The sequence below is a fragment of the Hydrogenophaga sp. genome, assembly GCF_018780385.1.
Lineage (GTDB): Bacteria > Pseudomonadota > Gammaproteobacteria > Burkholderiales > Burkholderiaceae_C > Hydrogenophaga.
The window spans coordinates 117,158-132,067 of the sequence record NZ_JADMJO010000016.1; the positions used below are offsets into that span (position 1 = coordinate 117,158).

Annotated in this window: 14 protein-coding genes and 1 pseudogene; 8 read left to right on the forward strand and 7 right to left on the reverse strand. The window is 65.7% G+C overall.

Annotated features, from left to right (window positions below; translation table 11 throughout):
- Positions 1 to 50 precede the first annotated feature (50 nt).
- The gene (locus IV113_RS08735) at positions 51 to 1,301 is read left to right on the forward strand and encodes a D-amino acid dehydrogenase (protein WP_291083185.1); all 1,251 of its coding nucleotides are present in this window, start codon (positions 51 to 53) and stop codon (positions 1,299 to 1,301) included.
- Positions 1,302 to 1,374: 73 nt separating this feature from the next.
- Here IV113_RS08735 and IV113_RS08740 read toward each other — a convergent pair whose 3' ends face one another.
- Genes IV113_RS08740 through IV113_RS08755 form a run of 4 tightly spaced genes read right to left on the reverse strand, consistent with a single transcriptional unit; the run spans position 1,375 to position 5,654 of the window.
- Positions 1,375 to 1,647 (reverse strand): hypothetical protein, encoded by a 273-nt coding sequence (locus IV113_RS08740; RefSeq protein WP_291083188.1) that lies wholly within the window; start codon positions 1,645 to 1,647, stop codon positions 1,375 to 1,377.
- Positions 1,648 to 1,676: 29 nt separating this feature from the next.
- Positions 1,677 to 4,277, reverse strand: coding sequence for a cbb3-type cytochrome c oxidase subunit I (locus IV113_RS08745; protein ID WP_291083190.1), 2,601 nt, complete (start codon positions 4,275 to 4,277; stop codon positions 1,677 to 1,679).
- Entirely contained in the window at positions 4,274 to 5,272 is a 999-nt protein-coding gene (coxB, locus tag IV113_RS08750) for a cytochrome c oxidase subunit II (protein ID WP_291083193.1), read from the reverse strand. Before coxB ends, IV113_RS08745 begins: the two co-directional genes overlap by 4 nt.
- A complete protein-coding gene (locus IV113_RS08755; protein ID WP_291083196.1) occupies positions 5,235 to 5,654 on the reverse strand; it encodes a c-type cytochrome in 420 nt (139 codons plus the stop codon). Before IV113_RS08755 ends, coxB begins: the two co-directional genes overlap by 38 nt.
- Between IV113_RS08755 and IV113_RS08760 the strand changes: the two genes are divergently transcribed.
- Positions 5,653 to 6,339: a c-type cytochrome gene (locus tag IV113_RS08760; protein ID WP_291083199.1), complete on the forward strand. Its 687-nt coding sequence runs from the start codon at positions 5,653 to 5,655 to the stop codon at positions 6,337 to 6,339. The genes IV113_RS08755 and IV113_RS08760 overlap by 2 nt on opposite strands.
- Here IV113_RS08760 and IV113_RS08765 read toward each other — a convergent pair.
- Together IV113_RS08765 and IV113_RS08770 are read right to left on the reverse strand one after the other, a co-directional pair.
- Entirely contained in the window at positions 6,278 to 6,925 is a 648-nt protein-coding gene (locus IV113_RS08765) for a cytochrome b/b6 domain-containing protein (protein WP_291083202.1), read from the reverse strand. The genes IV113_RS08760 and IV113_RS08765 overlap by 62 nt on opposite strands.
- Positions 6,922 to 7,686, reverse strand: a complete 765-nt coding sequence (locus tag IV113_RS08770; RefSeq protein WP_291083204.1) for a cytochrome c oxidase assembly protein — start codon at positions 7,684 to 7,686, stop codon at positions 6,922 to 6,924. The genes IV113_RS08765 and IV113_RS08770 overlap by 4 nt, the downstream gene beginning before the upstream one ends.
- Positions 7,687 to 7,843: 157 nt before the next feature.
- On the opposite strand from IV113_RS08770, the gene IV113_RS08775 reads away from it, so the two are divergent.
- The 6 genes from IV113_RS08775 (at position 7,844) to fusA (ending at position 14,175) form a co-directional block, all read left to right on the forward strand.
- Positions 7,844 to 8,227: a DUF2231 domain-containing protein gene (locus IV113_RS08775; RefSeq protein WP_291083206.1), complete on the forward strand. Its 384-nt coding sequence runs from the start codon at positions 7,844 to 7,846 to the stop codon at positions 8,225 to 8,227.
- On the forward strand, positions 8,224 to 9,504 hold the full coding sequence (locus IV113_RS08780) for a sorbosone dehydrogenase family protein (RefSeq protein ID WP_291083209.1): 1,281 nt from the start codon (positions 8,224 to 8,226) through the stop codon (positions 9,502 to 9,504). Before IV113_RS08775 ends, IV113_RS08780 begins: the two co-directional genes overlap by 4 nt.
- A gap of 157 nt (positions 9,505 to 9,661) precedes the next feature.
- Positions 9,662 to 10,009 (forward strand): FKBP-type peptidyl-prolyl cis-trans isomerase, encoded by a 348-nt coding sequence (locus tag IV113_RS08785; RefSeq protein ID WP_291083229.1) that lies wholly within the window; start codon positions 9,662 to 9,664, stop codon positions 10,007 to 10,009.
- A 472-nt stretch (positions 10,010 to 10,481) separates the two neighbouring features.
- Positions 10,482 to 10,925, forward strand: a complete 444-nt coding sequence (locus IV113_RS26225; protein ID WP_363318592.1) for a 2Fe-2S iron-sulfur cluster binding domain-containing protein — start codon at positions 10,482 to 10,484, stop codon at positions 10,923 to 10,925.
- 211 nt (positions 10,926 to 11,136) lie between these two features.
- Positions 11,137 to 11,619 (forward strand): GreA/GreB family elongation factor, encoded by a 483-nt coding sequence (locus IV113_RS08795; protein ID WP_291083212.1) that lies wholly within the window; start codon positions 11,137 to 11,139, stop codon positions 11,617 to 11,619.
- Positions 11,620 to 12,114: 495 nt separating this feature from the next.
- Positions 12,115 to 14,175 (forward strand): elongation factor G, encoded by a 2,061-nt coding sequence (fusA, locus tag IV113_RS08800; RefSeq protein ID WP_291083215.1) that lies wholly within the window; start codon positions 12,115 to 12,117, stop codon positions 14,173 to 14,175.
- A 322-nt stretch (positions 14,176 to 14,497) separates the two neighbouring features.
- Here fusA and gyrB read toward each other — a convergent pair.
- Positions 14,498 to 14,910, reverse strand: a pseudogene (gene gyrB, locus IV113_RS08805) (DNA gyrase subunit B); the annotation flags it as partial.

Here is a 14,910-nt window from a genome sequence, read left to right on the forward strand (position 1 = left end):
TGTGCGGGTCGTGTCCTTCATTGTTTGACGACTTCGAAAGCGAGATTCCCGTGGCACACCTCATCGTCATCGGCGGCGGCATCACCGGCGTCACCAGCGCCTACGCCCTGGCCCGTCAGGGCCACCAGGTCACCCTCATTGAAAAGCACCGCTACGCGGGCATGGAAACCAGCCATGCCAACGGCGGTCAGCTCTCGGCCTCCAACGCCGAGGTCTGGACCCATCCCTCCACCCTTCTCAAAGGGCTGAAGTGGATGTTCAAGGCGGACGCGCCGCTGCTGGTCAACCCCACGCCCAGCTGGCACAAGCTCAGCTGGTTCGCCGAGTTCGTGGGCTCCATCCCGAAGTACCGCAGCAACACCGTGGCCACCACGCGCCTGGCCATTGCGGCGCGCGAGCATCTGTTCGGCTGGGCGCAGGCCGAGGGTATCGACTTTGATCTGAAGCAGCAGGGCATCCTGCACATCTACCGCGACCGGGCCGGTTTCGAGCATGCGGGGAAGGTTTCCGAGTTGTTGGCCGAAGGCGGTCTGCCGCGCCGCGCCGTCACGCCTGAGGAGATGCGCGACATCGAACCCACCCTGCAGGGCAACTACTTCGGCGGCTACTACACCGAGAGCGACAGCACCGGCGACATCCACAAATTCACCCATGGTCTGAGCCTGGCCTGTGCTCGCCTGGGCGTGACGCTCCTGACCGGCCAGACGGTTGCCCGTGTGCGCAGCACCGGCACCAGCGCGCAGGTGACGCTGGCCGACGGGGAGGTGGTGAACGCCGACGCCGTGGTGATCAGTGCGGGCGTGCACAGCCGTGCACTCGGCGCCCAGCTCGGCGACCGGCTCAACGTGTATCCGGTCAAGGGTTACTCCATCACCGTGATGCTCAACGACGAACAGAGTCAGGCCGCCGCGCCGCAGGTGAGCCTGCTGGACGACGAGACCAAGCTGGTCACCAGCCGGCTTGGGGTGGATCGCTTCCGCGTGGCCGGCACGGCCGAATTCAATGGCATCAACCATGACATCCGTGCCGACCGCATCCGACCCTTGGTGAACTGGGTGAACCAGTGCTTCCCTGGCGTCAGCACGCGGCGGGTGGAGCCTTGGGCCGGCCTGCGTCCCATGATGCCCAACATGATGCCGCGCGTGGGTGCAGGCTGCCGGCCCAACGTGTTCTACAACACCGGCCACGGCCACTTGGGCTGGACGCTGTCGGCCATCACGGCGCACCAGCTCGGCGAGCATGTGGGGCAGTGGGAGCGGACGCGGGCACCCATGTTGATGCCTGTGGCAGCCGCTGTTTGACGGTGGTGCCCTGCTCCTCGCCGGCTTCTGTTTTCGTCCATGCCGCAGCTGTCGCTGAACCCAGGCTTTGCGCTCAAGGCAGAAAGACGAACGAAGGCAAGGCGCTGAACAACACCGCAACCGTGGCAATGGCCATAGCGCCCAGCGCGAAGTGGTAGTTCCAGTCCGGGAGTCCGCCAACAGCGTGTTGGGCTTTCACTCGCACGAAGTGCACACCCACTGCAAGCAACGCGATGGCGGTGGCCCCCCAGGCCACCGCGTTGGCGGTCCAATGGTGCGGCCAGATCTCGCTCGCTCCCCAGATCACCATGAAGTGCACGAACCAGATCACGAAAGCCGTCACCATCGGCCGCCAGCTCGTTTGCTTCAGCGCTTTCACAAGCCGCCCCATGGCAACAACCGCGGCAGCAGCAGGCCGGCGGCACCCTCGAGCGCGGCGTAGATGAAGAGGATGCGCAGCGCCTCCAGCGTCTTGTTGGCCGGGGCTGGCGCAAGACCGCGCATCCAGCGTGCCAGGTAGTAGAAAGCCGACAACACGACCGCGAGCACGATGGTTCCGTGCCACGCCAACATGGCAAAGATCGTCGCGCCCTGCCCGCTGGCATCCCCACGCAGCCCGGCGTTCCACCAGTCGAGACCGTCCACCGCCAGCGCAGCCACCAGGCACACCATGCTCAGCGTCATCGTCCCGGCGCTGAGCCCGCTGCCGCGCTTGAACCTCGCCATCAACGGCCGGGCCGCGAAGGCCAGGCCCGCCGATGCACCCAGGAGCAGCGTGCCGGGCACCAAGGCGCCACGTGGCGCGGCGACCTTCCACCAGTCGGGATGGGCACCGAACAGGTACAGGTATGAAAACATCGACATCAGAAAGATCATCCCGAGGACGACGACCAGCAGCACCGCGGCCCACCAGCCGTGCGATGGCGGGCCGGTCACATAGGTCGGCAGGATGATGCCAGCGCCCGCGTCGACCTGCTTCTGCGGGATGTGTCGGTCGTTGCTCCAGACCCACCGCATCACGCACACGACGGTCAGCACGCCGCAGATCGCGCTCAGTGTCATGGCCTTCACCGTCAGCAGCAGGAAGAAGCCCGCGGTGAAGAGCGCCGCCAGCAGCGGCCACCAGGAAGGCCCCGGCATGATCTGCACGTACTGCGGCTCCGCGCGCGAGCTGCTCGTGATCAGCGTCTCACGCGCGCCGGTGGCGGTGCCGGGCAGGAAGTAGCGCCCGGCCTCGACGTCCTGGCGCAACCGGGGATCGGCCCACAAGGGCTCGAGGTCATGGACGACAGGGATCGAACGTATCCCGTAATTGCCGGTGGCCAGCCACTCCAGCGTGCCGCCCTTGTACACGTTGCGGGCGTCCCCCCCGACATTGCCCTGGCGACCGTAGCAGTGGATGGCGTCGATCAGGAACAGCAGCACCCCGGCCGCCATGATGAAGGCGCCCACGGTCGAGATCAGGTTCGGCACCTCCATGGCCCGGCCTGGCAGGTAGGTGTCGACGCGCCTGGGCATGCCCATCAGCCCGCTCAGGTGCATGGGCAGGAAGCAGACATGCACGCCGATGAAATTGAGCCAGAAGACCCAGCGCCCCACGCGCTCCGACAGCTGCTGGCCGTTGATCATCGGCGTCCAGTAATAGAACCCGGCGAACAGCGGGAACACCATGCTGCCGATCAGCACGTAATGAAAGTGCGCGACGACGAAGTAGGTGTCGTGGGCCTGGCCGTCGAAAGCGACCATGCCCACCATCACGCCGGTGAGGCCACCCATCACGAAGATGAGGATGCCGCCGACCAGAAAAAGCGACGGCACGTTGCGCTGGACCTTGCCTGAAGCAAGCGTGGCGATCCAGGCGAACACCTGGGCGCCCGCCGGAATGGCCACCGCCATCGACGCCGCGGAGAAGTAGCCGGCCGACAACCCGGGCAGGCCCACCGTGAACATGTGGTGTGCCCAGACCCCGAAGCTGATGAAACCGGTGGCGATCAACGCCAGCACGACGATCTCGTGGCCCACCAGCGGCTTCTGCGCGACCGTGACGATCATTGCCGACACCATTGCCGAGGCCGGGATGAAGATGATGTAGACGTCGGGGTGGCCGAAGAACCAGAACAGGTGCTGGTACAGCAGCGGATCGCCGCCGCGCGTGGCGTCGAACAGCGGCCAGTTGAAGGCGCGCTCGAGTTCCAGCAGGAAGGTCACCATGATCATCGCCGGGAAGGCCAGGATGATCATCACGCCGAAGATCAGCACCGCCCACGCATAGATCGGCATCTTCGCCAGCGTCATGCCGGGGGCGCGTGTGCGCAGCACGCCCACGATGAGTTCGATGGCGCCGGCAATCGCGCTGATCTCGATGAAGCCGATGCCCAGCAGCCAGAAGTCGGCGTTGATGCCCTTGGCGTAGACCCCCGAGCTGAGCGGCGGGTACATGAACCAGCCACCGCTGGGTGCCAGGCTGAAAAAGATCGAGCAGAAGAAGACGACACCGCCGATCAGGTAGGCCCAGTACGAGTAGGCCGACAGCCGCGGGAACGGCAGGTCGCGCGCCGCGATCATCTGCGGCAGCAGCAGCACGGCAATGGCCTCGACGGCCGGCACGGCGAACAGGAACATCATCACCGAGCCGTGCATCGTGAACAGCTGGTTGTAGGTCTCCTGCGGCACGATGCCCGCCAGCGGCGCGGCCAGCTGCACGCGCATCACCAGCGAGAGGATGCCGGCGGCGACGAAGAAACCGAAGGCCGTGACGATGAACAGGAAGCCGATGAAGTTGTTGTTGACGGCGCTGAAGGCTCGCCACCCGGTCGGCGTTTCCCAGACCTTCTTCAGGGCCTCGAATTCGCCTGGCGGCCTGTTGCCTTGGGTGGGGAATCGCTCGTAGAGCGTCGTGTCGAAGCCGGTCTCCGACGGCTGGGTTGCTGCATCGCGGACGGCACCCGCCACGCCCGGGGGGGCGCTGCGCGTCACTTCAACGACTCCATGTAGGCGGCCAATGCGTTGAGTTCGGCGGCCTCCAGCGAGCGGTAGGCAGGCATGCGGTTGTTGGGCTTGATCGACTGGCTGTCGCCGATCCAGCCGATCAGCGTGCCGCGGGTGTTGGGCAAGATGCCGGCGCCCAAGGACTGACGCGAGCCGATGTGCGTCAGGTCGGGGCCTGACAGACCCTGCGCGGAGGTGCCAGCGATGCGGTGGCAGGCAGCGCAGCCGGCCTCGCCGAAGAGCTTTCTGCCGCGCGCCACTTCGTCGTTTTCAGGTGCCGCAGCCGCGGCAGGCGGTGGACGCTGGCGCGCAAGCCGCGCATCGTGCCAGCGCTGCCAGTCGGCGGGCTCGTGCGCCACGACCACGAAACCCATCAGCGCGTGTGCCCCGCCGCAGAATTCGGCACATTGCCCGCCGTAGACGCCCACCTTGTCGGCCTGCAGCTTGAGCCGGTTGGTGCGGCCCGGGATCATGTCCATCTTGCCGCCCAGCTTGGGCACCCAGAAGCTGTGGATCACGTCTTCGGAAACCATGTCGATGACGACAGGGCGGCCGACCGGAATGTGCAGTTCATTGGCATCGGCATGGGTCTCGTTGCCCGCCGCATCGAGGTAGGACACGCGCCACCAGTAGATGTTGCCGGACACCCGCATGCGCAGCTCGTCGCCCTGGATCGTCGTCATGCCGGCGACCATCGTCGTGCCCCAGGCCAGCAGCAGGAAGAGCACGCCGGCCGGCACGATCAACCCGAACCATTTGACGACGCCCTCGCCGCCGAGCCTGGCGCGCAGCGCGTCGCTGCCGTACAGCGCCACCCACATGGCCGCGCAGACCAGCACAAAGATCAGCGTGACGAGTGCGATCAGCACCCAGGTGAGCGAAGTGACCGTGTTCGAGAACGGGCCGTGCGGATCGAGCACGGGCGGGGGCCAGCCGCTCAAGGCCTCAGCGAGGTTTGAGCGTGAGGAGGTAGGCTGTGACATCGCGGGCTTCCTGGTCAGTCATCGAGATGGCCGGCATGGCCGTCCCGGGCACCAGCCCGGGGGCGTTTCTGACGAACTGCATCAACACGCCGGGCTGGTTCGGCAGCCGCCCGGCAATCAGACCCTGTCGGGCGAAATCTTCCATAGACGGCCCCAGCCCGCCGCGCGGCCACTTCACATCGGGGAAGGTGTGACAGGCCACGCAGCCCTTGTCGGTGACGAGCAGCCGACCTTTTGCGGCGTCGGCGTCGCGCAGCGTCGGCGTGCGGTCGGGCGGGCCATCGCAGGCCACGAGGCTGAAGCAGGCCAGCACCAGCCAGCGGCCAGAAAGGCCCCTCGGTGCACTGCCGGGCCCCGGCATGAACGATGATCTAGATTCCATGCGCAAACACCCGTCGCTGCACGAACACGGGCCCGCGAACTTCGGCGGCCTGTTGCTGGCCCTGTGCGCCATGGGTCTGACGACGGCGTGCACCGATCGCATGGACAGCAGTGACGACCGCTTCAGTCGCAGCGGCGAGCTCATCGCGATGAGCGGCGGCGAAGGTGGCGCACGCTACGCCTGCGGGACTTGCCACGGCGTGCGTGGCGAGGGCAACGGGTTCGACGCGCCGCGGCTGGCTGGCCTGCCGGCGGGTTACCTGCAAAAGCAGATGGAAGACTACGCCACAGGCTTGCGGCCGCACGAGGTGATGCGCGACGTGGCGCGCTTTCTCGACAGCCATGAGCGCGTGCGGGTGGCCAACCACTACGCTGCGCTGCCGCCGCAGGCCTTGTCGCCCGTCACCGACGAAACCATCGCTGCGGCGACGCCGAGGCTGTACGCCCGCGCGTGCCAACAGTGCCATGGCGTCGACGGTGTGGGCACCGCGAACGGGCCGCCGCTGAACGCCCAGCCGGCCTTCTACCTGATCCAGCAATTGCAGGACTGGCAGGTGTCGAAGAGGCGCAATGACGGCAATCATGTGATGTTGAAGGTGGCGCAGGAGCTCAAGCCCGAGGAGGTCAGGCAACTGAGCCTTTATCTGGCGGGGATCCCACCACGCCCGGCGAGTCCGGTCCGTTGAGGTCGAACATCGAAGGCAGGACGCGGTCCCGTTTGACCACGTAGTGCAGCACGGCCGCCCCGGCATGGCCGGGAATGATGAGCGCCGTGATCCACACGATGTAGAAGTGGGTCGTCGCGGCCCACTGCATCAGGCGGTGCTGCAGGCCCTCGGACAACTGATCGAAAGGCAGGTTGGGAAACGGGATCACGCCTGCAACCGACAACGGCAGATCACTGGGCAAGGTGGACCACATGACCCAGCCGCTGATGGGCAAAGCGAAGAAGCTGAAATAGAACCAGGTTTGCAGCAGACGGCTGGCCTTGCCTGCCAACGAGGCCTCGTCGACGGTGTCGGGTCCGCTGAGCTGGCTGTGCCAGAAGATGCGCAACGTGCCCAGCAGCATGATCGTGAGGCCGATCTGCGTGTGAGTTTGATAACCGACGTACTTGTCGCCTCCCACCGGTTGCCATCCCAGGTACCACCCATGCGCCAGCTGGAAGATCATGAGCGCCGCCATCACCCAGTGGAAAGTGACGCCAATCGGCGAGTACAGGCCGCGCCGGTGGTAGCCCTCGGCCCATTCGATGGCGGCAATGAGGTTCATGCGGGGTCGGCGCGCAAGCCGCGCGCACGTTCAGCGTCCAGCCAGCGCCAGCCGATCCACATGGCCACAGCCAGGTAGGCGATGCTGCCCGGCGCCCACATCGTGATGCCGGCGAGTTGCTGGTCTTGCAGCGGCGAAACACCCCAGCTCAGGGTGGACGCGAAGTGCGGGGCATACAGCGGCCGCGCGGCGAAGGTGATCAACGCGCCCAGCAGTCCCATCAACACCGTCGTGACCAGGATGGCGCCCATGGCCGCAGTCGGGCCCGATCTGCGCACCGCGATCCAGAAACCCATCGCGCTGGCCAGCAGCGTGAACTGCATCAGCGCGTAGATCAGGTCCGACGACAGGGCTGCCGCGTAGGGGGCCGGCGCATGCCAGGTCCAGAACACCATGGCGGCGATGGCCGTGGCGCTCCACAGCGGCGTCGGCAGCCTCCGAAGCCAGGGTTCCAACCCGAATACCAGCAACGGCGCCATCACCAGCACGAGCGCGAGGTGATGGATCACGCGCACCGTGAAGAATGCCGAGCTCAGGGCACACAGCGGTGACACATAGAGAACGACCGTGAGGGCCCACGCGCAACGCAGGCTCAGGAGCCGCCTGGGCGTGACGTCTTGACCCACCGACACGCGCCACAGCGCCAGCGCAAGCAGCAACAGGACTGCCCCGAGCACCGGATCGACATTCCACCGGCTCAGCCAGATCTCCGGGCCGGGCGCCTCGCCGCAGTACGGGACCCACCTCCTCAGTTCGTCCATGGCATGTTTCTCCACGTTGGGCGCACGCCCGGTCCAGGGCGGCGACTCCCATTGGCATCACATCACGGAGAGACAAACGCGCACTGTTCGGTGGCGAACAGACGCCTCTTTTGCAATGGCGATCATGGCTGTTCCCCAGCTGTGTGTGAACACCCGAATGCATGCCATCTTCGCCTTGACCTCCGTGCCGCTGTTCCTGGGCGCGTTGCTCAGCGACTGGGCCTACTTCAGCAGCCACGAGATCCAGTGGGTCAACTTTGCCGCGTGGTTGATCGCAGGAGGCTTGCTGATTGCGGGCCCGGCGCTGCTGTGGGGTGGAGTGGATGTGCTGCGCTCGTCGGCCAACCGCCATCGTCCAGGCCTGATCTATCTGACGCTGCTGCTGGCGACCTTTGTTGTCGGCTTCATCAATGCCTTGGTCCACGGCAAGGATGGCTGGGCAGCAATGCCGACCGGATTGATCCTGTCGGCCGTGGTGGTGGTGCTCGCCGCGACGGCCAGCGCGATCGGGCTCGCAGGCTATTTGCGGAGGACGGCATGACGACGCGGGCCCGGTGGCTGGGCACCACGTTGGCCTTTGCAGTCTTGGCGGAGGCCGGCGCGAGCGGCGCACAGCCCGCCCATCCGGACCTCCCGCCTCCCCAGCGGGGCCTGCTGCCGAGCATGCGCATCGCAGAACCCGCAGCGTGGGGCGACCGCCGTCCCGCAGTGCCGCAAGGCTGGACGATCAAGTCCATCGCCACCGACCTGAAAGTCCCGCGGCAGACGCTGGTGCTGCCCAATGGCGACATCCTGGTGGCCGAGGGCAAGGGCGGGGGCGCCCCCGTCCTGAAGCCCAAGGATTACATCGCTGGCTTCATCAAGTCCAAGGGCAACACGTCCGTCAAAGGCGGCAACCAGCTGACCTTGTTGCGGGATGCCGATGGCGATGGCACCTACGAAGGCAGATGGGTCTACGCGAAAGACCTCGATGCACCGTACGGCCTGGCACTGGTTGGGAACAAGCTGTATGTCGCCAACCAGGATGCGCTGGTGCGCTTCGAGTACGTGGTCGGGCAGACCCAGGCCACGGCAGCGCCCGTGACGGTGACCAAGCTGCCTTCAGCGATCAACCACCACTGGACGAAGTCCCTCGCGGCCGATGCCGACGGCCGCTATCTCTACGTCGGCATCGGCTCCAACAGCAACATCGGAGAGCGCGGCATGGCGTTGGAGGAGAACCGAGCCGTGGTCTGGCAGGTCGACGCCAGCAGTGGCGCAACACGGACGTTCGCCACCGGCCTGCGCAATCCCACGGCGCTGGCGTTCGAGCCCGCCAGCCGTCAACTGTGGGCTGTGGTGAACGAGCGCGACGAACTCGGCCCCGACCTCGTGCCGGACTACCTCACTTCGGTGCGAGAAGGTGCGTTCTATGGCTGGCCCTACGCCTACTGGGGCCCCAACGTCGACCGCCGCGTGCAGCCCCAGGACGACAAACAAGTACAGGCAACAGTGCGCCCGGACTTCGCCCTGCCCTCGCACTCGGCGCCTCTGGGACTGTCCTTTGTGCAGCCGGGGTTCGCAGCGCCGTTTGCAGAAGGCGCTTTCATCGGTTTGCACGGCAGCTGGAACCGGGAGGTGCCTGTCGGCTACAAGGTGATCTTCGTGCCCTTCGCCAACGGCCGCCCCAGCGGGCCGCCGGTTGACTTCGTCACCGGCTTCCAGGTCGACGGCAAGACCATGGGCCGCCCGGTCGGCGTGACCGTGGACCCCAAGGGGGCATTGATCGTGGCCGACGATCTGTCCAACACGGTCTGGCGAGTAACGCCTGCGCGTTGAGGGGCAGACCCCGAGGCTCACTTTTTCCAAGCGTGGGTGCCAGCTTCGCGGCGCGGATGTTCATGGCAGCCACACAGAACTCGGCAGTTAAAGTCGGACCACTTCACGCACGAGTGACTGCGCCATCTCTTCCGTTCATGCGCAAACGCCTGGCGCCCTGCCCGCCAACAAAACGCTCCCGTCCGGCGTTGCCCTGAAATGGACCGCAGCTGGAACGGGTGAAAAACCGTTGGCCACCGATACCGTGCAGGTGCACTACCGCGGCCGATTGACCGACGGGAAAGAGTTCGACAGCTCGTTCAAACGCGGCGAACCCGCCACCTTCCCGCTCAACCGCGTCGTGCCCTGCTGGACGCAAGCTTTGCAGGAAATGAAAGTGGGCGACACCGCTGACGTGACCTGTCCACCGGCCACTGCTTACGGCGAGAGGGGCATTCCCGGCGTGATCCCGGGCAACAGCGTCCTGGAGTTTCAGGTGCAGCTGCTGGCGGTGACGAGGAAGTGATCGGGCTCCTAAGGCCTCACTCCGCCCATCGGCCATGCCGAGCTCAGACTCCACGCCGGCAACACCCATCAAGCGGGCGCACATGCGCCGCTTGCGCGACATCTACCGCTCTGCGGGTTGGCCATGTGCCGACATGCTGGAAGTGGAGCTGCTCGCCGCCGGCCTGCTTGAGCGGTGCTTCGGCAGCGCAGGGTCACGTAACGCTTCGATTGACGGAGGCCGGCATACAAGCGCTGGCCCAGGCCCATGCCGGGTTCCAGGCCGCACGGCATCCTCATGAAAACCTGGTCAAGCGTGTGGCCGACCAACTCGGACAGGATGGGCGCCTGGCCTGGCGCGGGTTGGTGCTGCGCGTGCCTCTGCCACGCGCGCTGCTCGAAGGCGATGGCAGCGTGCAGGCGGTTGATGCCTCGCCGACGGTTGAGGAAGTTTCACCACCGGGGGATGTGGCGAACACGCCTGGTGCGTGGCGATGCCCGATGTGTTCTCCATCCGCCGCAGTTCGGTCGAGGTCGAACGTGCGCTCGCGGCCCAGTGCCAAGGGAATCACCAGCAAGACGACGGTGTCGGTGCCCGCGTCATACTTCCGATATTCCAGAGTCATGGGGAACGTGCAAGCCCACTCCCTCCCACTTCGACGCGCATGAAAACGTTCCGTATCCAGATTGACGGCCAAGGGGTTGACGTCGTGGCCGACAGCGAGACCAGCGTGTTCACAGCGATGACACGCGCGGGAATTGCATGGCCGGTGTCCTGTCGCAACGGAACCTGCCGCACCTGCATTGCTCGCTTGCTGCAGGGGCAAGTGCGCTACGAAATTCCCTGGCCCGGCCTGAGCTCGGATGAAAAGGAGGAGGGCTATTGCCTGCCCTGCGTGGCCCGGCCAATGACGGATATTGTCATCGCCCAAGCCTGAACACCGATCCACGCAGTATGCGTCGGTCAGCCTTTGCTGCCCTGATGGCTGCAAGAGACGGTCTGCTGCCGTTCGACACCAAGCGGCGAAAGGCTGTTGATGGAGACCATCGCTGAAGTTGACCTCCAGCCAACAGAAGCGTCGAAGGGGTGGAGCCCTTCATAATCAAAACCTGCCCCCCGCCGCTTGTTCGAGATGCCGACCTTTGATCATGGATAAATTCTTGCTGCAGAAGCAGGTGCTGGAACGGCTCGCCGAAGACCTGCTGCAAACCGAACAGGCAGTGCGGGCGGCCTATGAAACGGCGACTCACGAAGAAAACATCGCCGAAAACAAATACGACACATTGGGACTCGAAGCCGCCTACCTGGCCACCGGCCAAGCTCGTCGCGCCGAAGCCATCCGCCAGGCGATGGCCAATTGGCGCCAATTCCGCCCGCGCCCCTACGACGCCAGCAAAGGTATACAGCTCGGCGCGCTGGTCTGCCTGGTCGATTCCGACGACAAGCAGCAACAGCTCTTTCTCGGTCCGGATGGGGGCAGCATGAGGCTGGTCAGCGGCGCTCAGTTCGTGCAGGTCATCAGCAGCGAAGCCCCTTTGGGCAGGGCCTTGCTGGGAAAATGCGAGGGTGATGAGGTGTCGATACAGGTCGCTCCAATCCGACAGCAGTTTGAGGTGCTGCGGGTTCATTGAGCAGCAAGCACGTTCACGCCGAATTGGCCGAGGTCAGCAGACGTGCAGTCGTCGTGGACGTACCGGCTGGCTGGCAACTTCAGCAGTACTCTGAAACCGGCCACTGGGTCCGAGATGCCACTGGTGCATGAATTGCTCTGGTGCATTTTAGAAATCAAGGACTTACAAGACCTCGTGCCATAGGGCCGGTCCGGTTCGGGTCAAAGTTGGTGCGACTGGCCTACTTCGCTGCCAAAGTTCTTGCGACTGTACTTCCGGCGTGTAGCCTCTTCCGTTCATCTCGACAATCAGGCTGCGACCGCTGCCTGACTTACACCAACCGGCCTCCACGAAACGCGGGGCGGTTCACTGCTGTGCAGCGATTGCCGCCGGTGGCGCAATCAACTTGCATCAGTACGGTCAATCCCGTACGCTGGCCCGACGTCCACGCGCAACACCCGAGCCCCTGCGGGCCGCCGGGCCGGCCTTCCGGGGACGCGCAAAGGAGACCCAGCCATGCCAAGCCGATCGAACGGCCTCGCGGCCGAAATGAAAGCAGTGCGAACGCTGGCGCTGGTGGGCGCCGCGGCCGCCGGCAAGAGTTCCCTCGCCGAGGCTTTGTTGTACAAGGCGGGGGCCATCGGAGCGTGCGGCAGCATCGAGCGCGGCAGCACCGTCAGCGACCACGACCCGCTGGAGCGCCGCATGCAGCACTCGCTCAACGCATCGGTGATGCACCTCACGCATGCCGGCACGCGCATCCACTTCATCGACACGCCCGGCGGCCCCGACTTCCTCGGCCAGAGCCTGCCGGCGCTGGCGGCGGTCGAGACGGCGGCGGTGGTCATCAATGCCGCCACCGGCATCGAGCCAATGACGGTGCGCATGATGGAGTACGCGGCCTCGCGCCACCTTGCCCGCATGATCATCGTCACCAAGATCGACGCGCAAGGCGTCTCGCTGGCGGGCCTGCTGGCCGACATCCAGGCCACCTTCGGCCGCGAATGCCTGCCGCTGAACCTGCCCGACGGCGTCGGCAGGCAGGTGATCGACTGCTTCTTCAACCGGTTCGGGCGCTCCGACTTCGGTCCCGTCGAAGCGGCACACCGCGCACTGGTCGAGCAGGTGGTCGAGGTCGACGCGGCCTTCGTCGACCGCTACCTCGAGGAAGGCGACGTGGACTCGGCGGAGCTGCACGCGCCGCTCGAGCAGGCGCTGCGCGAAGGCCACCTGATCCCGGTGTGCTTCGTCTCGTCGCGCAGCGGCGCCGGCGTGGCCGAGTTGCTGGATGTGATCGTCAAGCTCCTGCCCGACCCGACCGAGGGCAACCCGCCGGAATTCATCGTTGGCGAAGGTGCGCAAGCTCAGCCCATGAAGGCCCTGCCCGATCCGTCGCTGCACGTGCTGGCGCACGTGTTCAAGGTCACCATCGACCCCTATGTCGGCAAGATGGGCGTCTTCCGCGTGCATCAGGGCACAGTCACGCGCGACAGCCAGCTCTACATCGGCGACGGCCGCAAGCCCTTCAAGGTGGGGCACCTGCTCATGCTCCAGGGCAAGGACCATGTCGAGGTGTCGCGCGCGCTGCCCGGCGACATCGTGGCGGTGGCCAAGGTCGAGGAGATCCATTTCGATGCCGTGCTGCACGATGCGGCCGAAGACAGCCACGTGCATCTTGCGCCGCTGTCGTTCCCCGTACCGGTGTACGGCCTGGCCGTGGAGCCCAAGCGCCATGGCGACGAGCAGCGCGCCTGGGAGATCCTCGGCAAGCTCGCAGCCGAGGATCCGTGCCTGCGCATCGATCGCGTGGCCGCGACCAACGAGACGGTGCTCCACGGGCTCGGCGAGCTGCACCTGCGCATCGTGCTCGAACGCCTGCGCGAGGTGTACCGCTTCGAGGTCCAGACGCGGCCGCCGCGCATCGCCTACCGCGAGACCGTGACCGCGCCGGCCGAGGGCCACCACCGCCACAAGAAGCAGACCGGCGGAGCCGGCCAGTTCGCCGAAGTCTTCCTGCGCATCGAGCCGCTGGCGCGTGGTGCGGGTTTTGAATTCGCCGACGAAGTCAGGGGCGGTGCGATCCCGGGCCAGTTCATCCCCGCGGTCGAGAAGGGCGTGCGCGAAGTGTTGGCGTACGGCGCGATCGCCGGCTACCCCGTGGTCGACGTGCGCGTCGTGGTGTATGACGGCAAGCACCACAGCGTTGACAGCAAGGACATCGCCTTTGCGACCGCCGGTCGCAAAGCCTTCATGGCCGCGATCCGCGAGGCCCGGGCAGCCGTGCTCGAGCCGATCGTCCAGATCGAGATCGCCGTGCCCGAGCATTCCGTTGGCGACGTCACGAGCGACCTGTCGTCGCGGCGCGGCCTGGTCACCGGTACGTCGGCCCAGGGAGGCGGCACGGTGTCCATCGGTGGGCAGGTGCCCGAGGTCGAACTGGCCAACTACCAGTCGCGGCTCCATGCGATGACCAGCGGCCAGGGCCGATACACCATCGCGTTGTCACACTACGAAGCCGTGCCGCCGGCCGTTCAGCAGACGCTGATGGGCCAGTATCGGGTACGCGAAGAGGACTAGCGACCGCTGCCTGACATAAACCAACAGGCTTCCACTAAACGCGGGGCGGGTTCAGCGTGCAGCACTAGGTGGGCTACTCGGGACTCTCCGAAGATGCTGTGTTCGAAACGAACGCGTTGGCGGGTTATGTGATGAACGAAGCCATCGCCTTCGTACTGGCATGCAGTTCTATGCGCTGTGGGAAGCCTGCAGCCAAAACCAATTGCCACCGTCAGTTGTCAAAAACTTTGGCGAAATAGGGCAGTCGCAACAACTTGCGACCTCCAGTCGCAGCACTTTGGCGTCAGTTCCATTTAATGTGGCGCCCTACGGACCTACACGCTCAAACGTCGATATTCCCTGCCCGCAGCGCATTGGCCTCGATGAAGTCCCGGCGCGGCTCAACCTCATCGCCCATCAGCATCGTGAACACACGGTCGGCTTCGATCGCGTCGTCGATCTGCACGCGCAGCAGGCGGCGCACGGTGGGGTCCATGGTGGTTTCCCACAGCTGGGCGGGGTTCATCTCGCCCAGGCCTTTGTAGCGCTGGCGCGCGGTGGTGCGCTCGGCTTCGCTGATGAGCCAGCGCATGGCCACGCGGAAGTCGGCCACTTTTTCTTCCTTCTGCTTCTCGCCTTCACCGCGCATGACCTTGGCGCCGTCGCCGAGCAGGCCGCGGAAGGTTTCGGCGGCGGTGGCCAGCGCGGCGTAGTCGGCGCCGTGCACGAAGTCCTGCGTGAGCACGCTGCTCTTGA